The organism is Serratia ficaria (genome assembly GCF_900187015.1).
Classification (GTDB): Bacteria; Pseudomonadota; Gammaproteobacteria; order Enterobacterales; family Enterobacteriaceae; genus Serratia; species Serratia ficaria.
Genome location: NZ_LT906479.1, coordinates 5143056 through 5165792, shown reverse-complemented (window position 1 = coordinate 5165792; position 22737 = coordinate 5143056). Strand labels below are relative to the sequence as shown.

Annotated in this window: 17 protein-coding genes, 1 tRNA gene and 3 rRNA genes; 15 read left to right on the top strand and 6 right to left on the bottom strand. The window is 56.7% G+C overall.

The features are described 5' to 3' along the window. The first annotated feature begins 17 nt into the window (after nucleotides 1-17). Genes rbsD through rbsR form a run of 6 tightly spaced genes read left to right on the top strand, consistent with a single transcriptional unit; the run spans nucleotide 18 to nucleotide 5820 of the window. Nucleotides 18-437, top strand: a complete 420-nt coding sequence (gene rbsD, locus CKW09_RS24140; protein ID WP_061800251.1) for a D-ribose pyranase — start codon at nucleotides 18-20, stop codon at nucleotides 435-437. A 7-nt stretch (nucleotides 438-444) separates the two neighbouring features. Further along, the gene (gene rbsA, locus CKW09_RS24135; protein WP_095099882.1) at nucleotides 445-1950 is read left to right on the top strand and encodes a ribose ABC transporter ATP-binding protein RbsA; all 1506 of its coding nucleotides are present in this window, start codon (nucleotides 445-447) and stop codon (nucleotides 1948-1950) included. Between the two features lie 6 nt (nucleotides 1951-1956). Continuing rightward, entirely contained in the window at nucleotides 1957-2925 is a 969-nt protein-coding gene (gene rbsC, locus CKW09_RS24130; RefSeq protein WP_061800247.1) for a ribose ABC transporter permease, read from the top strand. Between the two features lie 24 nt (nucleotides 2926-2949). Beyond that, complete coding sequence (gene rbsB, locus CKW09_RS24125) at nucleotides 2950-3837, top strand: ribose ABC transporter substrate-binding protein RbsB (RefSeq protein WP_061800291.1); 888 nt, start codon at nucleotides 2950-2952, stop codon at nucleotides 3835-3837. Nucleotides 3838-3886: 49 nt separating this feature from the next. Then, the gene (gene rbsK / locus CKW09_RS24120; RefSeq protein WP_095099879.1) at nucleotides 3887-4813 is read left to right on the top strand and encodes a ribokinase; all 927 of its coding nucleotides are present in this window, start codon (nucleotides 3887-3889) and stop codon (nucleotides 4811-4813) included. Between the two features lie 5 nt (nucleotides 4814-4818). Further along, nucleotides 4819-5820: a ribose operon transcriptional repressor RbsR gene (gene rbsR, locus CKW09_RS24115; protein ID WP_061800244.1), complete on the top strand. Its 1002-nt coding sequence runs from the start codon at nucleotides 4819-4821 to the stop codon at nucleotides 5818-5820. Here rbsR and mdtD read toward each other — a convergent pair. Continuing rightward, nucleotides 5817-7232, bottom strand: coding sequence for a multidrug transporter subunit MdtD (gene mdtD, locus CKW09_RS24110; RefSeq protein WP_095099876.1), 1416 nt, complete (start codon nucleotides 7230-7232; stop codon nucleotides 5817-5819). The two genes, rbsR and mdtD, sit on opposite strands and share 4 nt — an antisense overlap. Before the next feature lie 66 nt (nucleotides 7233-7298). Next, complete coding sequence (locus tag CKW09_RS24105) at nucleotides 7299-7988, bottom strand: FadR/GntR family transcriptional regulator (RefSeq protein WP_061800241.1); 690 nt, start codon at nucleotides 7986-7988, stop codon at nucleotides 7299-7301. A gap of 518 nt (nucleotides 7989-8506) precedes the next feature. Between CKW09_RS24105 and CKW09_RS24100 the strand changes: the two genes are divergently transcribed. From CKW09_RS24100 to rrf, 4 genes are all read left to right on the top strand, one after another. Then, a 16S ribosomal RNA gene (locus CKW09_RS24100) occupies nucleotides 8507-10048 on the top strand. A gap of 143 nt (nucleotides 10049-10191) precedes the next feature. Next, nucleotides 10192-10267: transfer RNA gene (locus CKW09_RS24095), tRNA-Glu, on the top strand. A gap of 247 nt (nucleotides 10268-10514) precedes the next feature. Then, a 23S ribosomal RNA gene (locus tag CKW09_RS24090) occupies nucleotides 10515-13422 on the top strand. Nucleotides 13423-13527: 105 nt separating this feature from the next. Further along, nucleotides 13528-13643 (top strand): 5S ribosomal RNA (gene rrf, locus CKW09_RS24085). Together the 16S, 23S and 5S rRNA genes with 1 tRNA gene alongside form the textbook arrangement of a ribosomal RNA operon. A gap of 73 nt (nucleotides 13644-13716) precedes the next feature. Here rrf and mobB read toward each other — a convergent pair. Continuing rightward, nucleotides 13717-14235: a molybdopterin-guanine dinucleotide biosynthesis protein MobB gene (gene mobB, locus CKW09_RS24080; RefSeq protein WP_095099874.1), complete on the bottom strand. Its 519-nt coding sequence runs from the start codon at nucleotides 14233-14235 to the stop codon at nucleotides 13717-13719. After that, complete coding sequence (mobA, locus tag CKW09_RS24075; protein ID WP_095099871.1) at nucleotides 14228-14821, bottom strand: molybdenum cofactor guanylyltransferase MobA; 594 nt, start codon at nucleotides 14819-14821, stop codon at nucleotides 14228-14230. Before mobA ends, mobB begins: the two co-directional genes overlap by 8 nt. Nucleotides 14822-14969: 148 nt before the next feature. Here mobA and CKW09_RS24070 point away from each other — a divergent pair, with 148 nt between their 5' ends. From CKW09_RS24070 to dsbA, 3 genes are all read left to right on the top strand, one after another. Continuing rightward, entirely contained in the window at nucleotides 14970-15239 is a 270-nt protein-coding gene (locus CKW09_RS24070; protein WP_061799661.1) for a YihD family protein, read from the top strand. Nucleotides 15240-15333: 94 nt separating this feature from the next. Next, nucleotides 15334-16320, top strand: coding sequence for a serine/threonine protein kinase (locus CKW09_RS24065; RefSeq protein ID WP_061799659.1), 987 nt, complete (start codon nucleotides 15334-15336; stop codon nucleotides 16318-16320). 29 nt (nucleotides 16321-16349) lie between these two features. Continuing rightward, nucleotides 16350-16973: a thiol:disulfide interchange protein DsbA gene (dsbA, locus tag CKW09_RS24060; protein ID WP_061799658.1), complete on the top strand. Its 624-nt coding sequence runs from the start codon at nucleotides 16350-16352 to the stop codon at nucleotides 16971-16973. Between the two features lie 44 nt (nucleotides 16974-17017). Here dsbA and CKW09_RS24055 read toward each other — a convergent pair whose 3' ends face one another. Beyond that, on the bottom strand, nucleotides 17018-17914 hold the full coding sequence (locus CKW09_RS24055) for an acyltransferase (protein WP_061799657.1): 897 nt from the start codon (nucleotides 17912-17914) through the stop codon (nucleotides 17018-17020). A gap of 499 nt (nucleotides 17915-18413) precedes the next feature. On the opposite strand from CKW09_RS24055, the gene polA reads away from it, so the two are divergent. Both polA and CKW09_RS25040 read left to right on the top strand, forming a co-directional pair. Next, nucleotides 18414-21215, top strand: coding sequence for a DNA polymerase I (gene polA, locus CKW09_RS24050; RefSeq protein ID WP_095099868.1), 2802 nt, complete (start codon nucleotides 18414-18416; stop codon nucleotides 21213-21215). A gap of 191 nt (nucleotides 21216-21406) precedes the next feature. Beyond that, complete coding sequence (locus tag CKW09_RS25040; protein ID WP_071892919.1) at nucleotides 21407-21454, top strand: spot 42 RNA, inhibition of DNA synthesis; 48 nt, start codon at nucleotides 21407-21409, stop codon at nucleotides 21452-21454. A gap of 280 nt (nucleotides 21455-21734) precedes the next feature. On the opposite strand, the gene yihA is transcribed toward CKW09_RS25040, so the two are convergent. Further along, entirely contained in the window at nucleotides 21735-22382 is a 648-nt protein-coding gene (gene yihA / locus CKW09_RS24045; protein WP_061799654.1) for a ribosome biogenesis GTP-binding protein YihA/YsxC, read from the bottom strand. Between the last annotated feature and the right edge of the window lie 355 nt (nucleotides 22383-22737).

The window sequence follows — 22737 nt, the reverse complement described above, 5'->3', positions numbered from 1 at the left end:
GCTGCCGGAGTGAGAACATGAAAAAAGGCGTATTACTGAATGCTGAGTTGTCCGCGGTGATTGCGCGGCTTGGCCATACCGATCAGCTCACCCTGTGCGATGCGGGCCTGCCGATACCGGCGGTGACGCAGCGCATCGATCTGGCGCTGAGCCAGGGAGTGCCGACATTTTTGCAGGTGCTCGGGGTGGTGACGCAGGAGATGCAGGTAGAAAGCGCCATCCTGGCGGAAGAGATCGTCGAGCAAAATCCGGCGCTCCATCAGGCGTTGCTGGCCCAGCTGACAGAGCTTGGCCAGCGCCAGGGAAACACCATCAGCCTGCGCTATATCAGCCATGAGGCGTTTAAAGCGCAGACCGGGCACAGCCGGGCGGTGATCCGCAGCGGGGAATGTTCGCCTTATGCGAACCTGATCCTGTGCGCCGGCGTAACTTTCTGAGGCATTTATGCAACCTTTACTGCAACTGAAAGGGATTGATAAAGCCTTTCCCGGCGTGAAGGCGCTTTCCGGCGCCGCCCTTAGCGTGTATCCCGGCAAGGTGATGGCGCTGGTGGGAGAAAACGGCGCCGGGAAATCCACCATGATGAAAGTGCTGACCGGCATCTACCAGAAAGACGCCGGCAGTCAGTCTTTTCTCGGTAAAGAGGTGGTGTTTAACGGGCCTAAAGATTCGCAGGATGCGGGCATCGGCATTATCCATCAGGAGTTGAACCTGATCCCGCAGCTGACTATTGCGGAAAACATCTTCCTCGGCCGCGAGTTCGTCAACCGCTTCGGCCGCATCGACTGGAAGCGCATGTACGCCGAGGCCGATCGGCTGCTGGCCCGCCTCAATCTGCGCTACAGCAGCCACCGGCCGGTGGGCGAGCTGTCGATCGGCGATCAGCAAATGGTGGAGATCGCCAAGGTGCTGAGCTTCGAATCGCAAGTCATCATCATGGATGAGCCGACGGATGCGTTGACCGACACCGAGACCGCCTCCCTATTCAAGGTGATCAACGAGCTGAAGGCGGAAGGCCGCGGGATTGTCTATATTTCGCACCGCTTGAAAGAGATCTTTGAAATTTGCGATGACGTCACGGTGTTCCGCGACGGCCAGTTTATCGCCGAGCGCCCGGTAAGCGAGCTGCAGGAGGATCGGCTTATCGAAATGATGGTCGGCCGCAAGCTGGAGGAGCAGTATCCGCGGCTGCGGCTGCCGCGCGGTGAAAAACGCCTGCAGGTCAGCCACCTTTCCGGCCCCGGCGTCGACGACGTCAGCTTTACGCTGTACCGCGGGGAAATTCTCGGCGTGGCCGGGCTGATGGGCGCCGGGCGCACCGAACTGATGAAAATCCTTTACGGCGCCGCGCCGCGCAAGGCCGGCGGCGTGACGCTCGACGGGCATGAGGTGATCGCCCATTCGCCGCAGGACGGCCTGGCGAACGGCATCGTTTATATCTCCGAAGACCGCAAGCGCGATGGCCTGGTCTTGGGCATGTCGGTGAAGGAAAACATGTCGCTCACCGCGCTGCGCTATTTCAGCCGCGCCGGCGGCAGCCTGAAGCAGGCCGATGAACAGCAGGCGGTGGGCGACTTCATCCGTTTGTTCAATATCAAGACCCCGTCGATGGAGCAGCCGATTGGTCTGCTCTCCGGCGGCAATCAGCAGAAAGTGGCGATCGCCCGCGGCCTGATGACCCGGCCGAAGGTGCTGATCCTCGACGAACCGACGCGCGGCGTCGACGTCGGCGCCAAAAAAGAGATCTATCAGTTAATCAACCAGTTCAAACAGGAAGGGCTGAGCATCATTTTGGTGTCTTCGGAAATGCCGGAGGTGCTGGGCATGAGCGATCGCATCCTGGTGATGCACGAAGGCCGGCTCAGCGGCGAGTTCCCGATTGAACAGGCCACCCAGGAAGCGTTGATGGCTGCGGCCGTCGGCAAGCAATACGGCGTAAAGCAGGAGTAATCAGATATGAGTTCCCAGACTATCGCAGCTAAGCGCTGGTTCAGTAAAGAGTGGCTGTTAGAGCAGAAATCCCTGATTGCTCTGCTGGTGCTGATCGCCGTGGTCTCTTCCATGAGCCCGAATTTCTTCACCCTGAACAATCTGTTCAATATTCTGCAGCAAACCTCGGTGAACGCCATTATGGCGGTGGGGATGACGCTGGTGATCCTCACCTCCGGCATCGATCTGTCGGTCGGATCGTTGCTGGCGCTGACCGGTGCGGTGGCGGCTTCGATCGTCGGCTTTGAGGTGAATGCGCTGGTGGCCGTTGCGGCGGCGCTGGCGCTGGGGGCGGCGATAGGCGCCTGCACCGGGGTGATCGTCGCCAAAGGCAAGGTGCAGGCATTTATCGCCACGCTGGTGATGATGCTGCTGCTGCGCGGCGTCACCATGGTCTACACCAACGGCAGCCCGGTGAATACCGGCTTTACCGACGTGGCCGACGCCTTCGGCTGGTTCGGCATCGGCCGCCCGCTGGGGGTGCCTACCCCAATCTGGATTATGGCTATCGTGTTCATCGCCGCTTGGTACATGCTGCATCACACCCGCCTGGGCCGCTATATTTATGCCTTGGGCGGCAACGAAGCGGCGACCCGCTTGTCCGGCATCAGCGTCGATAAAGTGAAAGTTATCGTCTATTCGCTGTGCGGCCTGCTGGCGGCGCTGGCCGGAGTGATCGAAGTGGCGCGCCTGTCTTCGGCGCAGCCGACCGCCGGCACCGGCTACGAGCTGGACGCCATCGCCGCCGTCGTGCTGGGCGGCACCAGCCTGGCGGGCGGCAAGGGCCGGATCGTCGGCACCTTGATCGGCGCGCTGATCCTGGGCTTCCTGAACAACGGCCTGAATTTACTGGGTGTTTCTTCCTACTACCAAATGATCGTGAAGGCAGTGGTGATACTGCTGGCGGTTCTGGTAGATAACAAAAGCAACAAGTAACCTCCCCCTACAGGAATCACGATGATGAAAATGAAAAAACTGGCAGTTTTAGCTTCCGCCTTCGCCCTGAGCGCCACGCTGAGCGCCAATGCGCTGGCCAAAGACACCATCGCGCTGGTGGTATCGACCCTCAATAACCCGTTCTTCGTTTCAATGAAGGAAGGCGCGCAGCAGGAAGCCAACAAGCTGGGTTACAACCTGGTGGTGCTGGATTCGCAAAACAACCCGGCGAAAGAGCTGGCCAACGTGCAGGATCTGATGGTACAGGCGCCTAAGCTGCTGCTGATCAACCCGACCGACTCCGACGCGGTCGGCAACGCCATCAAGATGGCCAACCAGGCCAAGATCCCGGTCATTACCCTGGACCGCGTGGCGAGCAAGGGCGAAGTGGTTAGCCACATCGCCTCGGATAACCGCGTGGGCGGCAAAATGGCCGGCGACTTCATCGCCAAGAAAGTGGGGGCAGACGCGAAAGTGATCCAACTGGAAGGCATTGCCGGCACCTCCGCCGCACGCGAGCGCGGCGAAGGCTTCAAACAGTCGCTGGATCAGAATAAATTCAAACTGTTGGCCAGCCAGCCGGCCGATTTTGACCGCACCAAAGGCCTGAACGTGATGCAGAACCTGCTGACCGCGCATCCGGACGTGCAGGCGGTGTTTGCCCAGAACGATGAAATGGCGCTGGGTGCGCTGCGTGCGCTGCAAACCGCCGGAAAATCCGACGTGGTCGTGGTAGGCTTCGACGGCACCGCCGACGGCGTGAAAGCGGTGGAGGGCGGCAAACTGGCGGCGACCGTGGCGCAGCGCCCGGATCAGATCGGCGTAATTGGCGTGGAAACCGCCGACAAAGTGCTGAAAGGCGAGAAAGTGCCGGCCACTATTCCGGTGGATTTGAAACTGGTCACCCAATAAGTCATACCCGCGCCATCTTAGGGTGGCGCGCAATTCAGGAATCAATGCGATGGAAACAGGTAAGCTGGTGGTTCTGGGCAGCATCAATGCCGACCATATCCTCAATATTGAACGCTTCCCTCACCCGGGCGAAACGGTGATCGGGAAACAGTATAAGGTGGCGTTTGGCGGCAAGGGCGCGAATCAGGCAGTGGCGGCCGGGCGCAGCGGGGCGGATATCGCCTTTATCGCCTGCGTGGGCGCCGACGATATCGGTGAACGCATCCGCCAACAGCTGGCTGCCGATCGCATTGATACCCAACCGATCAAGGCCATCGCCGACAACACCACCGGCGTGGCGCTGATTTTCGTCAACGCCGAGGGCGAAAACGTCATCGGCATCGATGCCGGTGCCAATGCCGCGGTTACGCCGGACTATCTGGCGCGCTATCGGCAACGGGTGATTGACGCCGATGCCCTGCTGATGCAGCTGGAGTCGCCGCTGGAGACGGTTATCGCCGCCGCCCGCCTGGCGAAAAGCCATCAAACTCAGGTGATCCTCAACCCGGCGCCGGCGCGCGAACTGCCGGATGAGCTGCTGGCGACTATCGATATGATCACCCCCAATGAAACCGAGGCCCAGCGCCTGACCGGGATTGCGGTCGACAACGATGCAGATGCGGCGCGCGCCGCTCAGGTTCTGCACGATAAAGGCATCGCCACGGTGATCATTACCCTCGGCAGCCGCGGGGTATGGCTGAGCGAAAACGGCGACGGCAAACTGGTGCCGGGCTTCAAGGTGAAAGCGGTGGACACCATCGCCGCCGGCGATACCTTTAACGGCGCGCTGGTCACGGCGTTGCTGGAAGGGGAAACCATGGCGCATGCGGTGCGCTTCGCCCATGCGGCGGCGGCGATCGCCGTGACGCGCCCCGGCGCGCAGCCTTCCGTGCCCTGGCGCGAAGAGATCGACGCCTTCTTGCAGCGGCAGGAGTAAGCCCTTTGGCCACCATGAAAGATGTCGCCCGCCTGGCGGGCGTTTCAACCTCCACCGTATCGCACGTAATCAACAACAATCGCTTCGTCAGCGACAGCGTGCGCGACAAAGTCATGGCGGCCGTTGAACAGCTGAACTACGCGCCCTCCGCCCTGGCGCGCAGCCTGAAGCTCAACCAGACGCGCACCATCGGCATGCTGGTCACCTCCAGCAACAACCCGTTTTACGCCGAAGTGGTGCGCGGCGTCGAGCGCAGCTGCTACGAACGCGGCTACAGCCTGATCCTGTGCAATACCGAAGAAGACGCGGCGCGCATGAACCGCAGCATGGAAACCCTGCTGCAAAAGCGCGTCGACGGCTTGCTGCTGATGTGCACCGAGAATCACCGGCCGTCGCAGGATGCGCTGCGCCGCTACCCCTCTTTACCTATCGTGATGATGGACTGGGCGCCGTTTGAAGGCGCCAACGACATTATTCAGGACAATTCGTTGCTGGGCGGCGAGATGGCGACCGATCACCTGATCGCCAGCGGCTACCGCAAAATAGCCTGCATCGCCGGCCCGCAGGATAAGACCACCGCCCGGCATCGCCTGGAGGGCTATCGCAATGCCATGCGGCGCGCCGGCCTGCCCATTCCGCCGGGCTATGAAGTGCACTGCGACTTTGAATTTGAAGGCGGGGTTAACGCCATGCGGCAGCTGCTGGCGCTGGACGAGCCGCCGCATGCGGTGTTTGCCGGTAACGATGCGGTGGCGGTGGGCGTCTATCAGGCGCTATACCAGGCCGGGCTGTCGGTGCCGCAGGACATGGCGGTGATGGGCTATGACGATATCGAACTGGCCAAATACCTGGCGCCGCCGTTGAGCACCATTCACCAGCCGAAGGATTCGCTGGGTGAATTGGCGATCGATGCGTTGATCAACCGCCTGCAAAACCCGGAGCGCGAGGCGCAGGTGCTGGTGTTGACGCCTGAGCTGGTGGAGCGCGCTTCCGTTGGCCGCCGTTAGCTCGAAGCCTTGGCTTCTTTCCCGCTTTCCCGGCCGCTGATCAGATTGCGGCCGTCCTTCCTTCTCAACAGCATAAACACCAGCGCCGAAGCCACGGTGACGATCCCCATGGTAATAAAGGTGTAGTGGAAGTGGTCAATCATGGTGCCGAGCGACAGGGAGTCGTAAAAGCGCAGCACCGCCGCGCTGATCGCCACGCCAAAGCTGATGGACAGCTGCTGGGTTACCGCCAGCACGCTGTTGCCCGAGCTGGCGTTGGCGTCGTTCAGATCCGCCAGGCTGATGGTGTTCATGGCGGTGAACTGGGTGGACATCGCCATGCCCAGCACGAACAGCGGCAGGATCATCAGCCACAGCGGCATGCCCGGGCTCTGCAGCGCGAACTGGGCGATCAGCACGCCGATGATGACGGTGATGCCGACCAGGGTTTTGCGGTAGCCGAACCAGCGCAATACCTGGGTGACGGTGGATTTCGCCATCAGCGAGCCGACGGCGGTCGGCGCCATCATGCAGCCGGCGACGATTGCCGAGTAGCCAAAGCCCACCTGCAGCATCAGCGGCATCAGGAAGGGCACGCAGCCGGTGCCCAGCCTTGATGCGACGTTGCCGGCGATGCCGACCGAGAAGGTGCGGGTCTTGAACAGGTCCAACCCGATCAATGGCTGAGGGTGGCGGCGCGCGTGGGCGATATAGCCGAACAGCATCACGAAACCGCTGAGCAGAATGCCCAGCGAGATGTAGCTCGCCAACACCCGTTCGCCAAACAGCTCAAGGCCGGTCGAGACCAGCACCAGGCTCAGGCCGAACAGCAGAAAACCGATAAAGTCGAAGCGGCGCTTGGGGGTGGTGAAATCCGGCATGTATTTGCGCGCATAGAAGATGCCGAGCAGGCCGATAGGAATGTTGATCAGGAAAATCCAGTGCCAGGTGGCGTAGGTCACCAGCCAGCCGCCCAGCAGCGGCCCCAGTATCGGCCCGACCAATCCGGGCATGGTGACGAAGTTCAGCACCGGCAGCAGCTCGCTGCGCGGATAGGCGCGCAGCAGGGCCAACCGCGCCACCGGCATCATCATCGCGCCGCCGACGCCCTGGATAACGCGCGAGGCGACCAACACGCTCAGCGTGGGGGACAGTGCGCACAGCAGCGAGCCGAGGGTAAATAACGATACCGCGAAGATAAACACCCGCCGGGTGCCGAAGCGGTCCGCCAGCCAGCCGCTGACCGGGATCAGCATCGCCACCGTCAGCGTATAGCTGATGACGGCCGACTGCATCGCCAGCGGCGAACGTTCCAGGCTGTGGGCGATCGCCGGCAGCGCGGTGTTGAGGATGGTGGCGTCCAACGCCTGCATAAAGAACGCCATTGCGGCGATCCAGGGTAGCCCTGCCATACTGCGCGCGGATTTGGTCATGGTCGGTCCTGGTTAATGATCGTCTGTCCCTCTCATCTTTCTTCTATATATAAGCAGAGGAGGCGTCTAGTCTTTCTCTTTAAGCAATACCTGGCAGGCGGCCAGAGCGCCGGCGCTGTCTCCGGCGAGTATCGCGTCGACGATTGCCTGGTGATGCCGCAGCTTGATCACTTCGTTGCCGGTGATGGCGCGGAAGTAGCTTTGATACACCGAACTGAACAGGTTGGCGAACGAGGTCAGGAAGGGGTTGCCGCTGGCTTCGTAGATAAGCTGGTGGAACTGGGTATCAACCTGGATCCAGCGTTCGCGGTCAAACTGGGTGTGCAGCGCGCGCATTTCCGCCATCAGCTCCGCCAACAGCCCGGTTTGTTGCGCGCTGGCGTGGCTGGCCGCCAGCGCGCAGGCCTGCGGTTCCAGCGAGGTGCGCAAGATAAGGAAGTGCTGCATGACCTGATCGAAGTTTTCCCGCGTCATCCACCAGGTCAGCAAATCCTGATCGAGGAAGTTCCATTGGCTGCGCGGCATCACCCGGGTGCCGATGCGCGGGCGCGGCAGCAGCATGCCTTTGGCCGCCAACATCTTGACCGCTTCGCGCACCGCCGTGCGGCTTACGCCGAATTGTTCGCCCAGTTCCATCTCGCCGGGCAGGATGCTGCCGGCCTGATAGTCGCCCGCCAGGATTTGTTGGCCGAGTTTTTCCGCCAGAAGATAAGAAAGATTGCGTTGGGCGGCCTGTTGTTGAGCATTAAATTGCATGGCTGCGGGTCCTTACTGAACATCGTTATTCTTATTTTACTCCAGGGATCGCCAGCTTTTATGGCTGTTTGCCGGAAAAAGTGACATAAAAGCGCCGCTTTTTGACCCGTTTGCCGAAAAAAACCGCGCTTGAAAAGTTTTTTGCATTTAGGGGTTGCGGCGTTCTGAGAACTCCCTATAATGCGCCTCCACTGACCGGGAACAACGACTCCTCTAACGAGAACCAGTCGCCCAGCCAGGAAGAAGCAAGCCGGTGAAAACGCCGTTTCTTAATAAGAAAAAAGCTTGACTCTTCAGCGGGAAAGCGTAATATGCACCTCCCGCGTTACCGAGAGTTATCTCTCAGTAACCAACGCTCTTTAACAATTTATCAGACAATCTGTGTGGGCACTCCACAAGACGATATCCAGTACCTTCGGGTACGAAAAAATATCAAGTCTTGAAGAGTGACTAACTGAAGTAAAATTCATGCAGTAACCTTTGAGCATCGCTTCACGAGTTGAAGCAAATCAAGCTTTTAATTGAAGAGTTTGATCATGGCTCAGATTGAACGCTGGCGGCAGGCCTAACACATGCAAGTCGAGCGGTAGCACAGGAGAGCTTGCTCTCTGGGTGACGAGCGGCGGACGGGTGAGTAATGTCTGGGAAACTGCCTGATGGAGGGGGATAACTACTGGAAACGGTAGCTAATACCGCATAACGTCTACGGACCAAAGTGGGGGACCTTCGGGCCTCACGCCATCAGATGTGCCCAGATGGGATTAGCTAGTAGGTGGGGTAATGGCTCACCTAGGCGACGATCCCTAGCTGGTCTGAGAGGATGACCAGCCACACTGGAACTGAGACACGGTCCAGACTCCTACGGGAGGCAGCAGTGGGGAATATTGCACAATGGGCGCAAGCCTGATGCAGCCATGCCGCGTGTGTGAAGAAGGCCTTCGGGTTGTAAAGCACTTTCAGCGAGGAGGAAGGGCGATGTCTTAATACGGCAGCGCATTGACGTTACTCGCAGAAGAAGCACCGGCTAACTCCGTGCCAGCAGCCGCGGTAATACGGAGGGTGCAAGCGTTAATCGGAATTACTGGGCGTAAAGCGCACGCAGGCGGTTTGTTAAGTCAGATGTGAAATCCCCGCGCTTAACGTGGGAACTGCATTTGAAACTGGCAAGCTAGAGTCTCGTAGAGGGGGGTAGAATTCCAGGTGTAGCGGTGAAATGCGTAGAGATCTGGAGGAATACCGGTGGCGAAGGCGGCCCCCTGGACGAAGACTGACGCTCAGGTGCGAAAGCGTGGGGAGCAAACAGGATTAGATACCCTGGTAGTCCACGCTGTAAACGATGTCGATTTGGAGGTTGTGCCCTTGAGGCGTGGCTTCCGGAGCTAACGCGTTAAATCGACCGCCTGGGGAGTACGGCCGCAAGGTTAAAACTCAAATGAATTGACGGGGGCCCGCACAAGCGGTGGAGCATGTGGTTTAATTCGATGCAACGCGAAGAACCTTACCTACTCTTGACATCCAGAGAACTTAGCAGAGATGCTTTGGTGCCTTCGGGAACTCTGAGACAGGTGCTGCATGGCTGTCGTCAGCTCGTGTTGTGAAATGTTGGGTTAAGTCCCGCAACGAGCGCAACCCTTATCCTTTGTTGCCAGCGATTCGGTCGGGAACTCAAAGGAGACTGCCGGTGATAAACCGGAGGAAGGTGGGGATGACGTCAAGTCATCATGGCCCTTACGAGTAGGGCTACACACGTGCTACAATGGCGTATACAAAGAGAAGCGAACTCGCGAGAGCAAGCGGACCTCATAAAGTACGTCGTAGTCCGGATTGGAGTCTGCAACTCGACTCCATGAAGTCGGAATCGCTAGTAATCGTAGATCAGAATGCTACGGTGAATACGTTCCCGGGCCTTGTACACACCGCCCGTCACACCATGGGAGTGGGTTGCAAAAGAAGTAGGTAGCTTAACCTTCGGGAGGGCGCTTACCACTTTGTGATTCATGACTGGGGTGAAGTCGTAACAAGGTAACCGTAGGGGAACCTGCGGTTGGATCACCTCCTTACCTAATGATATCGATTCGCGTGAAGTGCTCACACAGATTGTCTGATGAAAAAGTAACGAGCAATGCGCACCTGTTGATGTAATGAGTCTCTGACTCATGCTGATGCGAACCGATTAAAACGTTCAGTTTAATCGGATTTTCGTGTCCCCATCGTCTAGAGGCCTAGGACACTGCCCTTTCACGGCTGTAACAGGGGTTCGAATCCCCTTGGGGACGCCATTCCGATAATGAGTGAAAGACATTATCACCGGTCATGCGTGACCAAAAAATCTTAAAGATGACTCTTGCGAGTCGTGTTTAAGATATTGCTCTTTAACAATCTGGAACAAGCTGAAAATTGAAACATGACGGCTGAAACTTGTCCCTCCGTAGAAATATTGGGATAAGGAGTAACCCGTCATAGAGTCTCTCAAATGTTTGCAATGCGAAGTGTCGATTATTTATAAAAGACGCCTTCGGGTTGTGAGGTTAAGTGACTAAGCGTACACGGTGGATGCCTAGGCAGTCAGAGGCGATGAAGGGCGTGCTAATCTGCGAAAAGCGTCGGTAAGGTGATATGAACCGTTATAACCGGCGATACCCGAATGGGGAAACCCAGTGCAATTCGTTGCACTATCGTTAAGTGAATACATAGCTTAACGAGGCGAACCGGGGGAACTGAAACATCTAAGTACCCCGAGGAAAAGAAATCAACCGAGATTCCCCCAGTAGCGGCGAGCGAACGGGGAACAGCCCAGAACCTGAATCAGTTCTTGCGTTAGTGGAAGCGTCTGGAAAGTCGCGCAGTAAAGGGTGATAGCCCCGTACACTAAAATGCATTGACTGTGAGTTCGATGAGTAGGGCGGGACACGTGACATCCTGTCTGAATATGGGGGGACCATCCTCCAAGGCTAAATACTCCTGACTGACCGATAGTGAACCAGTACCGTGAGGGAAAGGCGAAAAGAACCCCGGCGAGGGGAGTGAAATAGAACCTGAAACCGTGTACGTACAAGCAGTGGGAGCACCTTCGTGGTGTGACTGCGTACCTTTTGTATAATGGGTCAGCGACTTATATTTTGTAGCAAGGTTAACCGTATAGGGGAGCCGTAGGGAAACCGAGTCTTAACTGGGCGAATAGTTGCAAGGTATAGACCCGAAACCCGGTGATCTAGCCATGGGCAGGTTGAAGGTTGGGTAACACTAACTGGAGGACCGAACCGACTAATGTTGAAAAATTAGCGGATGACTTGTGGCTGGGGGTGAAAGGCCAATCAAACCGGGAGATAGCTGGTTCTCCCCGAAAGCTATTTAGGTAGCGCCTCGTGAACTCATCTTCGGGGGTAGAGCACTGTTTCGGCTAGGGGGCCATCCCGGCTTACCAAACCGATGCAAACTCCGAATACCGAAGAATGTTATCACGGGAGACACACGGCGGGTGCTAACGTCCGTCGTGAAGAGGGAAACAACCCAGACCGCCAGCTAAGGTCCCAAAGTCATGGTTAAGTGGGAAACGATGTGGGAAGGCATAGACAGCCAGGATGTTGGCTTAGAAGCAGCCATCATTTAAAGAAAGCGTAATAGCTCACTGGTCGAGTCGGCCTGCGCGGAAGATGTAACGGGGCTAAACCATGCACCGAAGCTGCGGCAGCGACGCTTAGGCGTTGTTGGGTAGGGGAGCGTTCTGTAAGCCGTTGAAGGTGGCCTGTGAGGGTTGCTGGAGGTATCAGAAGTGCGAATGCTGACATAAGTAACGATAAAGCGGGTGAAAAGCCCGCTCGCCGGAAGACCAAGGGTTCCTGTCCAACGTTAATCGGGGCAGGGTGAGTCGACCCCTAAGGCGAGGCTGAAAAGCGTAGTCGATGGGAAACAGGTTAATATTCCTGTACTCGGTGTTACTGCGAAGGGGGGACGGAGAAGGCTAGGCTAGCCGGGCGACGGTTGTCCCGGTTTAAGCGTGTAGGGGGGTGTTCCTGGTAAATCCGGAACGCTGTCAACCCTGAGGCGTGATGACGATGCACTACGGTGCAGAAGTAGTTGATGCCAAGCTTCCAGGAAAAGCCTCTAAGCATCAGGTAACACAGAATCGTACCCCAAACCGACACAGGTGGTCAGGTAGAGAATACCAAGGCGCTTGAGAGAACTCGGGTGAAGGAACTAGGCAAAATGGTGCCGTAACTTCGGGAGAAGGCACGCTGGCGCGTAGGTGAAGTCCCTTGCGGATGGAGCTGAAGCCAGTCGCAGATACCAGCTGGCTGCAACTGTTTAATAAAAACACAGCACTGTGCAAACACGAAAGTGGACGTATACGGTGTGACGCCTGCCCGGTGCTGGAAGGTTAATTGATGGGGTCAGCCGCAAGGCGAAGCTCTTGATCGAAGCCCCAGTAAACGGCGGCCGTAACTATAACGGTCCTAAGGTAGCGAAATTCCTTGTCGGGTAAGTTCCGACCTGCACGAATGGCGTAATGATGGCCAGGCTGTCTCCACCCGAGACTCAGTGAAATTGAACTCGCTGTGAAGATGCAGTGTACCCGCGGCAAGACGGAAAGACCCCGTGAACCTTTACTATAGCTTGACACTGAACATTGAGCCTTGATGTGTAGGATAGGTGGGAGGCTTTGAAGCGTGGACGCCAGTCTGCGTGGAGCCAACCTTGAAATACCACCCTTTAATGTTTGATGTTCTAACTCGGCCCCATAATCTGGGGTGAGGACAGTGTCTGGTGGGTAGTTTGACTGGGGCGGTCTCCTCCCAAAGAGTAACGGAGGAGCACGAAGGTTAGCTAATCACGGTCGGACATCGTGAGGTTAGTGCAAAGGCATAAGCTAGCTTGACTGCGAGAGTGACGGCTCGAGCAGGTACGAAAGTAGGTCTTAGTGATCCGGTGGTTCTGAATGGAAGGGCCATCGCTCAACGGATAAAAGGTACTCCGGGGATAACAGGCTGATACCGCCCAAGAGTTCATATCGACGGCGGTGTTTGGCACCTCGATGTCGGCTCATCACATCCTGGGGCTGAAGTAGGTCCCAAGGGTATGGCTGTTCGCCATTTAAAGTGGTACGCGAGCTGGGTTTAGAACGTCGTGAGACAGTTCGGTCCCTATCTGCCGTGGGCGTTGGAAGATTGAGAGGGGTTGCTCCTAGTACGAGAGGACCGGAGTGAACGCACCACTGGTGTTCGGGTTGTCATGCCAATGGCACTGCCCGGTAGCTAAGTGCGGAAAAGATAAGCGCTGAAAGCATCTAAGCGCGAAACTTGCCTCGAGATGAGTCTTCCCTGGACCTTTAAGGTCCCTGAAGGAACGTTTAAGACTAAGACGTTGATAGGCTGGGTGTGTAAGTGCAGCGATGCATTGAGCTAACCAGTACTAATGATCCGTGAGGCTTAACCTTACAACACCGAAGGTGTTTTAGAGAGACGAATAATTTTCAGCGAAGTTCCGAGATTGGTTTCGATGGCGACACGAGAGTGAAGCGGTTGGAATGAAACAGAATTTGCCTGGCGGCAATAGCGCGGTGGTCCCACCTGACTCCATGCCGAACTCAGAAGTGAAACGCCGTAGCGCCGATGGTAGTGTGGGGTCTCCCCATGCGAGAGTAGGACACTGCCAGGCATCAAATAAAACGACAAGCCCCATGCGAAAGCATGGGGCTTTTTGTTATGTGCAAAAAAGCAAAAAAGCGCAGCTACGCTGCGCCTTTCAGCCATTCCATGATGAAATCGGCAATGCTTTCCGGCCGATTGATATCCAATGAGCGCACGTTGGCGGTTACCGGACGATCGCTGGCGACGGCGAGCACAAACTCGTCCAGCATCTCCTCAAGCGGCCGGCCTATTTCTTCGCGGTAGAGAATAATTTTACCGATAGGTTCATGCTTGAACCCTTCCACTAAAATCAGATCGACCTTATCGGCATCAAAACGGCTGGCCAGATACTGAAGATCCAGCGGTTGCTGCTCAGGCGTTTCGGTCATCAATGCCCAACGGCGATCGCTGGCGACCAGCGTTTGATCGGCACCGGCTTTGCGCAGTTCATAGCTGTCTTTACCCGGTGTATCCACATCCATATTGTGATGGGTGTGTTTGATCAATCCGACTCTTACCTGCCGCTGCTTCAGCAGAGGGATCAGCCGTTTAAGCAGGGTGGTTTTTCCTGTTCCGCTATAGGCGCCAATGGCCAGCAGCGGCGGCAGTGAGTTATTCATCGCGCAATCCTCGCTCCTGCTGCCAACGCCGGCAGTCGTCAGGCGTATTAAGATTATGGAATGCCGCCTGTTGTCCGCTGAAGACGACCCGCTGAGCCTGAACCTCCTTCAGAAACAGCATCAATTTACGTTCCCCGCGGGCCAGATAGTCGGTCAGTTGCGGTATAAGGCCGGTGTGCAGCAATGCCAGCGTAGGGTGATCCCGTTCACCGTCGCTGGCATAGGCGGCCGGGGCATCGCCTTTCTGCCGCCAGAGTTCTTCGACTAATGTCGCTGGGAAATCAGGCACGTCGCAAGGTACAAAGGCCACCCATTTGCCGGCTGCATGTTCCAACCCGGCCAACATGCCGGCCAGCGGGCCGGCAAAGTCGGGCGTCAGGTCGCCGATCACCGGCAGACCGCTGGCTTGGTAACGTTTCTGATTGCGATTGGCGTTGATGGCGACGGCAGTTACCTGCGTACGTAACCGCGCCAGCACGTACCGATAAAGCGCTACGCCGCCAATCGGTACCAAGCCCTTATCCTCACCGGCCATCCGCGTCCCGCGGCCGCCGGCCAGAATAACGCCGGTAATTTCTTCATGCATATTTTTCTTCCCGCACTGTTAATGCCCTGATTGTAGCGCTAAAGCCGGTGTGACATCAGGATTTACCTTTATTGACAAGCTGCTTCTTTCACTGCGTTGGTAAGCCTGTTACTTTGTGTGTTTATTCATACCACTGGACGATATTGAGATGAAAACGCATCGCGTAAACGAGCTGATCGAGCTGTTGCATCCGGCCTGGCAGGAAGATCCCGATCTCAATCTGATCCCATTTTTGCAAAAGCTGGCGAAGGAAGCCGGTTTTCAAGGCGAGCTGTCCGAGCTGAGTGACGATATCCTCATCTATCACCTGAAAATGCGCGGCAGCGCCGGCACGGATCAGATCCCCGGCCTGAAAAAGGATTATGAAGAAGACTTTAAAACGGCGCTGTTGCGCGCCCGCGGGGTTATCAAGGATTAGCTTTTGTGCGGTGCAGGGAAGCATTACTCGTGAAACTCGCCATTAATGCTACTATTTCTCATTCCCGGCACCCTGCGGTTACCAAGCGAACGTTATGAATAACTCTGCCTTTAATTTTGAAACCCTGTCGCCCGATCTGATTATGGATGCGCTCGAAGGGGTTGGCCTGCGCGTCGATTCCGGGCTGACGGCGCTGAACAGCTATGAAAACCGCGTCTATCAGTTTATGGACGAAGATCGTAAACGTTACGTGGTGAAGTTTTACCGCCCCGAGCGCTGGAGCGCGGAGCAGATCGGTGAAGAACATCAGTTTGCCCTGGATCTTGCTCAGGCGGAGATCCCGGCGGTAGCGCCGTTGGCGCTGCAGGGCAGTACGCTGCATACCTATGGCGGTTTCTTCTTTACCGTTTTCCCCAGCGTAGGTGGGCGGCAGTACGAGATTGATAATCTGGATCAATTGGAATGGGTAGGCCGTTTTCTCGGGCGTATTCATCAGGTGGGAGGCGAAAGGCTGTTTGCCGAACGCCCGACGATGGGCGTGGAGGAATATCTCACTGCGCCGCGCCAGGTATTGGCGAACTGCGCGCTGTTGCCGAATGCGCAGCGCGACGCCTTCCTGAAGGCGACAGACCGCCTGATCGAGGCTATCAAGCAACATTGGCGCCTGGACTGGCAGCCGCGCCGTTTGCACGGCGATTGCCACCCAGGCAATATTCTGTGGCGCGATGGCCCGCTGTTCGTCGATCTTGATGACGCGCGCAATGGCCCGGCGGTGCAGGATCTGTGGATGTTGCTGCACGGCGAGCGCCGCGATCGCTTGATGCAGTTGGATATTTTGCTGGAAGCCTACGCCGAGTTTGCCGAGTTCGATCAGCGCGAACTGGCGTTGATCGAACCGCTGCGGGCGATGCGCATGGTGTATTACCTGGCCTGGGTGGCGCGCCGCTGGCAGGATCCGGCATTCCCCAAAAGTTTTCCGTGGATGGCGGAGTCTGATTTCTGGTTATCTCAGACCGCGGCTTTCACTGAACAGGTTAAGCTGTTGCAGGAGCCCCCGCTGCAGCTGACGCCAATGTATTGAAGCTTTAACATAATGGAGAGTTTAGTCTTATGAAGAAAATATGGTTGGCGCTCGTTGGCATGGTGATGGCGTTCAGCGCCTCTGCCGCGCAGTTTAGCGATGGTACGCAATACGTGACTCTGGACAAGCCGGTAACCGGCGAGCCGCAGGTGCTGGAGTTCTTCTCCTTCTATTGCCCGCACTGCTATCAGTTCGAGCAGGTTTATCACGTGTCTGAAAACGTGAAAAAGGCGCTGCCTGTCGGCACCAAGATGACCAAATACCACGTTGAGTTCCTGGGCCCGTTGGGCAAGCAGCTGACCCAGGCCTGGGCGGTTGCGATGGCGCTGGGCGTAGAAGACAAGGTCAGCCCGCTGATGTTTGAAGCGGTGCAGAAGACCCAGACGGTGCAAACCCCGGATGATATCCGCAATGTGTTCGTGAAAGCGGGCGTGAGCGCGGCGGACTATGATGCGGCCTGGAACAGCTTCGTGGTGAAATCCCTGGTGGTTCAGCAGGAAAAAGCGGCGGAAGATCTGCAGTTGCGCGGCGTGCCGGCGGTATTTGTTAATGGCAAATACATGGTTAAAAACGACGGCCTGGACACCAGCTCGATGGATGCCTACGTGAAGCAGTTTGCTGACGTGGTTAAATTCCTCAGCCAGCAGAAGTAACCGTGATTTAAAATGAAAAACGCCGGCTCAGCGCCGGCGTTTTTTTATCCATATTGCCGTTTCAGTTTATCCAACAGCCGATCTTTCTCCTGCCACAGCCTGTTCAGCCACAGTTGGAAACGCCGTTTGAACAGCTTGTCATTGAAGTAGTCGCCATGCATGGTCTCATCGATCGGTAGCATTTCGATTCTCACCACGATACGCGTCAGCCGCCCGCACAGCATATCCATAAAGGGATGGGCGTTATTTTCCGGATAAAGCAGGGTGACATTCAGTACCTTGTCGAACTGGCTGCCCAATGCGCTCAGCGTAAAGGCGATGCCGGCGGCTTTTGGCGCCAGCAAATTGCGATAGGGTGAACGGGTTTTAATTTTCTTGGCTTCGGTGAAGCGCGAGCCCTCGACAAAATTGACGATGGTGGTCGGCCGCTGGCGAAACTTCTCGCAGGAGCGGCGCGTGGTCTCGATATCCTTGCCGCGCCTTTCCGGATGCTTGAGCAAATAGGCGCGCGAGTAGCGTTTCATAAACGGCATATCCAGCGCCCAGCAGGCCAAGCCGACGAAGGGTACCCAGGCCAGCTGCTGCTTGAGGAAATATTTATTCATAGGGATATGGTTTCTGAACAATACGCACAGCACCACAATATCCGACCAGCTTTCATGATTGCTGATCAGCAGATACCAGTTTTTACGTTCCAGCCCTTCGAGACCTTCAATATCCCAACGCAGCCGCCAGTTAATGCGCAATAACAGCGCCAGCCCCTGGCACCAGCACCACATCATAAAATCGGCAAAGGCGGAGATACGCCGCCAAACGGCGGGGATGGGCACCAATAGCTTTACGATACCGGCCAGCGTGATGGGGATCGAACACAGCACCGTCACCAAAATGGTAAGCATGGCAGAAATGATAAAAATAACAGGGGCTAACAATTTTGGCATGGTTATGGGCTGACGGTTTATGGGAACATCGTTACATGGCGGAGTGCATGAACAAAAAAATATTTTAACAGAAACCGCCAAAGGAAAGCGCCGCTAAAAATCACTGTTTTCCCGCCGGGGCGAAATAGTCATTTGCTGGGTTTTTGTGCAACCTGCTCATCTTGTGCTATGGTAATTGAGGCGCTGAATTTGATTAATAGCGCGATTAAAATCCGATGCAAGTTATATCCACAAATTGAATAAAAGCCGATAATTATCCGTCGGTAAAAACCATTCATTTAACGCAGTGATTTCAATAGGAATTTTATTCTTAATTATAACGATGATCGCATCGTTATAATCCGTTATCTTTTCTATGCACAAAGTTATCCACAGCAGGGATCTTGTGGATCCTCTCGCACAATCCCATCATTTTCACCCGTAATGCACGCTAAGGTTCGTCTCCGGCGGCCACCTATGGCATGCTTACCGCTATGTCCGATCACGATAAAGAAACGCTATGGCCCAGATTGCAGAAAACCCATTAATCCTGGTTGACGGTTCCTCCTACCTCTACCGTGCTTACCACGCTTTCCCTCCGCTGACCAACTCGGCGGGCGAGCCGACCGGAGCGATGTACGGCGTGCTGAATATGCTGCGCAGCCTGTTGCTGCAGTACCAGCCCAGCCACGTTGCGGTGGTGTTTGATGCCAAAGGGAAAACCTTCCGCGATGAGCTGTTCGCAGAGTACAAGTCGCATCGGCCGCCGATGCCAGACGATCTGCGGGCGCAGATCGAGCCGCTGCACAAAATGGTCAAGGCGATGGGGCTGCCGCTGCTGGTCACGCCAGGCGTAGAGGCCGACGACGTTATCGGTACCCTGGCGCTGGAGGCGGAAAAAGCCGGCCATGCGGTGTTGATCAGCACCGGGGACAAAGACATGGCGCAGTTGGTCACGCCGAACGTCACCCTGATCAACACCATGAACAACAGCATTCTCGGTCCGCAGGAAGTGTGCGACAAGTACGGCATTCCGCCGGCGCTGATTATCGACTACCTGGCGCTGATGGGCGATGCCTCGGATAACATCCCGGGTGTGCCGGGCGTGGGCGAGAAAACCGCCCAGGCGCTGCTGCAGGGCGTGGGCGGACTGGATGCGCTGTACGGCAACCTGGACAGCATCGCCACGCTCAGCTTCCGCGGCGCCAAGACCATGGCCGCCAAGCTGGAGCAAAATAAAGAGGTGGCCTACCTCTCTTACCAGCTGGCGACGATCAAGACCGACGTCGAGCTGGAACTCTCCTGCGCCGATCTGGAGGTGTCCGCACCGGACGCCGACGTGCTGCAGCAGCTGTTCAAACAATATGAATTCAAACGCTGGCTGGCGGATGTGGAAGCCGGCGTCTGGCTGGAAAACAAAAAAGGCGCCGGGGTGAGAACCGCCGGTGCGGCGAAACCCGCCGCCGCCGCGCCGGAAGCGCCAAAGGCCGCAGCGGAAGCGAGACTGTCCCAGGACGGCTATGTCACCATTCTGGACGAAGACACCTTCGCCGTTTGGCTGCAGCGCTTGAAAAAGGCCGAGGTGTTCGCCTTTGATACCGAAACCGACGGCCTGGACACCCTGAGCGCCAACCTGATTGGCCTGTCGTTCGCCGTGGCGCCGGGCGAAGCCGCCTACCTGCCGGTGGCGCATGATTATCTGGACGCGCCTGCGCAGCTGGATCGCGCCTATGTGCTGGAAACGCTCAAACCGCTGCTGGAAGACGAAAAGGCGCTGAAGGTCGGGCAAAACCTGAAGTTCGATATGAGCCTGCTGGCGCGCTATGGCATTAATATGCGCGGCATCGCCTTCGACACCATGCTCGAATCCTACGTGCTGGACAGCGTCGGCGGCCGCCATGATATGGACAGCCTGGCCGACCGCTATTTGGGCCATAAGACCATCACCTTTGAAGAGATCGCCGGCAAGGGCAAAAACCAGCTGACGTTCAACCAAATCGCCCTGGAGCAGGCGGCGCCCTACGCCGCGGAAGACGCCGACGTCACGCTGCAGCTGCATTTGGCGATGTGGCCGCAGCTGCAGCAAAGCGCCGAACTGCTGACGGTGTTCAATCAGATTGAGATGCCGTTGTTGCCGGTGCTGTCGCATATCGAACGTACCGGGGTGCTGATCGACCCGGCTATCCTGGCTGCCCATTCGCAGGAGCTGGCCAAGCGCCTCGGCGAGCTGGAAATTCAGGCGCATGAGTTGGCGGAAGAACCCTTTAACCTGGCGTCGACCAAACAGCTGCAGGCGATCCTGTATGAGAAGCAAAAGCTGCCGGTGCTGAAGAAAACCCCGGGCGGCGCGCCATCGACCAATGAAGAGGTGCTGGCCGAGCTGGCGCTGGATTATCCTTTGCCTAAGGTGATCCTGGAGTACCGCGGCCTGGCGAAGCTGAAAACCACCTATACCGATAAGCTGCCGCTGATGATCAATCCGGTCAGCGGTCGGGTGCACACCTCTTATCATCAGGCGGTAACGGCTACCGGGCGTCTCTCGTCCAGCGATCCGAACCTGCAGAACATCCCGGTGCGCAACGACGAAGGCCGGCGCATTCGCCAGGCGTTTATCGCGCCCGAGGGCTACCGCATCGTCGCGGCCGACTATTCGCAAATCGAACTGCGCATCATGGCGCATCTGTCGCAGGACGAAGGGCTGCTGAAGGCCTTTGCCGAGGGTAAAGACATTCACCGCGCTACGGCAGCCGAGGTGTTTGGCGTGCCGCTGGACAAAGTGACCGGCGAGCAGCGCCGCAGCGCCAAAGCGATCAACTTTGGCCTGATTTACGGCATGAGCGCCTTCGGCCTGGCGCGCCAGCTGGGGATCCCGCGCGGCGAAGCCCAGCGCTATATGGACCTCTACTTCGAGCGTTACCCCGGGGTGCTGGATTACATGGAACGCACTCGTCAGCAGGCCGCTGAGCAGGGCTACGTCAGCACTCTGGACGGTCGCCGCTTGTACCTGCCGGACGTGCGCTCCAGCAACGGCATGCGCCGCAAGGCCGCAGAGCGCGCGGCGATCAACGCCCCGATGCAGGGCACCGCCGCGGATATTATCAAGCGGGCGATGATCGAAGTCGACGCCTGGCTGCAGGGGCAGGAGCAGCCGTTGGTGCGCATGATCATGCAGGTACACGATGAACTGGTGTTCGAGGTGCATGAATCGGTGATTGAAGCGTCCAGCGATCGCATCCGCGAACTGATGGAAAGCAGCATGGCGCTGGCGGTGCCGCTGAAGGTGGATGTCGGCGTGGGCATCAACTGGGATGAAGCGCATTGATCGCCCGGTTATCGCCAGATGCGCTAACTGGCGATAACCTAAGCACTTTTCGTAATTAAGCTACAAGATGCGGCGATTGTTTCCGCAACTTCGCCATTCTTGAGCGTTAAATTGTGTAAGTAAACTACAAAAAATTCTTTTGCCCTGCGAAAAAATGAGGTAGAGTTACAGGCGTAGGGTACAGAGGTAAGATGTTCTATCTTTCAGACCTTTTACTTCACGTAATCGGATTTGGCTGAATATTTAGCCGCCCCAGTCAGTATTGACTGGGGCGTTTTTTATTGTAAAAACAGCGAAAAACCATAAGTTTTCCCTATCTCGCCCGCCGCTTTTTCCATCGCCCCGCCAGCTCGCCAGCCCCGATATCCGGGCAGGGAGTTCAATTTATCCGATAAGTTTTTATGATGGCTTTTTGTCAGAATTGTAATTAGATAACAAAAAAGCGCGGTTATCGCCGAAAGACGCGCATAAAAAAACCGATGCGTTACCGCATCGGCTCTGACGACGTGCCGGACGATTTTACTCGCCGTCGGCGTCTTCTTCCGGCAGCACTTCCGGCGGGATCTCATTGAACCAGGTATTCAGCTTCTGGCTCAGCTTGTCGACGCCGATTTTTTTCGGTGAAGAGAAGGCTTCAACCTGAATATCGCCCATAAACGGCAGCACCGCTTCCCGCACCATGTTGAGCTGCGCCTTGCGCGCGCCCGAGGCCAGCTTGTCGGCCTTGGTCAGCAACACCAGCACCGGGGTGCCGACGTCGACCGCCCACTGGATCATCTGCTGGTCGAGATCTTTCAGCGGGTGACGAATATCCATCAGCACCACCAGGCCTTTCAGGCAGTTGCGCATTTGCAGGTATTCACCCAGCGCGCGCTGCCATTTGCGCTTCATCTCTTCCGGCACTTCGGCATAGCCATAGCCCGGCAGGTCGACCAGGCGAATGCCTTCTTCCACTTCGAACAGGTTGATCAGCTGGGTACGTCCCGGCGTTTTACTGGTTCGCGCCAGGCTTTTTTGGTTGGTCAGGGTATTTAACGCGCTGGACTTGCCGGCGTTGGAGCGGCCGGCGAACGCGACTTCAATACCTTCATCCCCCGGCAGATGGCGAATATCGGGCGCACTGGTGACGAAGTGGGTCACATGATAATTGTAATTCTTGCTGGTCAAAATTTTTCGTCTCCGTGAGGATGGCTAACTGGTTGGCGATTATAACTGCATCAGCGGTAAAAATGGTGTGTTTCTCTGTTTTTAAGCGGCTGGCCAGCAGGGAGTGGCAGTTATGCCGGGCGAAGCCTGTGAGACATTTGCCATTCGAATCGAGGGTAATGTCGCTTTATTCGAAAGTGGTTTTTATTCTTTTCGTTAAAAAACAAACAATTAATTTTCCGTTGCGCACCAGCGGCGCGGTAAACGGCGGTAAGTACCTTGAGCCGCCGGGGCAATAACGTAAAGTAGCGGTTAACGCAGGGTTGCGCAGGATTAGGGAACATCCGGGACGGATGAAAAATCTCAGGGAACGCAC

What these genes read in the sequence shown, in the direction of transcription:
- rbsC (WP_061800247.1), top strand. Translation starts at nt 1,957, where the DNA reads ATGAGTTCCCAGACTATCGCAGCTAAGCGCTGGTTCAGTAAAGAGTGG.
- CKW09_RS24055 (WP_061799657.1), bottom strand. Translation starts at nt 17,914, where the DNA reads ATGCCAAAATTGTTAGCCCCTGTTATTTTTATCATTTCTGCCATGCTT.
- CKW09_RS24065 (WP_061799659.1), top strand. Translation starts at nt 15,334, where the DNA reads ATGAATAACTCTGCCTTTAATTTTGAAACCCTGTCGCCCGATCTGATT.
- CKW09_RS24070 (WP_061799661.1), top strand. Translation starts at nt 14,970, where the DNA reads ATGAAAACGCATCGCGTAAACGAGCTGATCGAGCTGTTGCATCCGGCC.
- rbsD (WP_061800251.1), top strand. Translation starts at nt 18, where the DNA reads ATGAAAAAAGGCGTATTACTGAATGCTGAGTTGTCCGCGGTGATTGCG.
- rbsB (WP_061800291.1), top strand. Translation starts at nt 2,950, where the DNA reads ATGAAAATGAAAAAACTGGCAGTTTTAGCTTCCGCCTTCGCCCTGAGC.
- CKW09_RS24105 (WP_061800241.1), bottom strand. Translation starts at nt 7,988, where the DNA reads ATGCAATTTAATGCTCAACAACAGGCCGCCCAACGCAATCTTTCTTAT.
- rbsA (WP_095099882.1), top strand. Translation starts at nt 445, where the DNA reads ATGCAACCTTTACTGCAACTGAAAGGGATTGATAAAGCCTTTCCCGGC.
- mobB (WP_095099874.1), bottom strand. Translation starts at nt 14,235, where the DNA reads ATGAATAACTCACTGCCGCCGCTGCTGGCCATTGGCGCCTATAGCGGA.
- rbsK (WP_095099879.1), top strand. Translation starts at nt 3,887, where the DNA reads ATGGAAACAGGTAAGCTGGTGGTTCTGGGCAGCATCAATGCCGACCAT.
- polA (WP_095099868.1), top strand. Translation starts at nt 18,414, where the DNA reads ATGGCCCAGATTGCAGAAAACCCATTAATCCTGGTTGACGGTTCCTCC.
- mobA (WP_095099871.1), bottom strand. Translation starts at nt 14,821, where the DNA reads ATGCATGAAGAAATTACCGGCGTTATTCTGGCCGGCGGCCGCGGGACG.
- dsbA (WP_061799658.1), top strand. Translation starts at nt 16,350, where the DNA reads ATGAAGAAAATATGGTTGGCGCTCGTTGGCATGGTGATGGCGTTCAGC.
- mdtD (WP_095099876.1), bottom strand. Translation starts at nt 7,232, where the DNA reads ATGACCAAATCCGCGCGCAGTATGGCAGGGCTACCCTGGATCGCCGCA.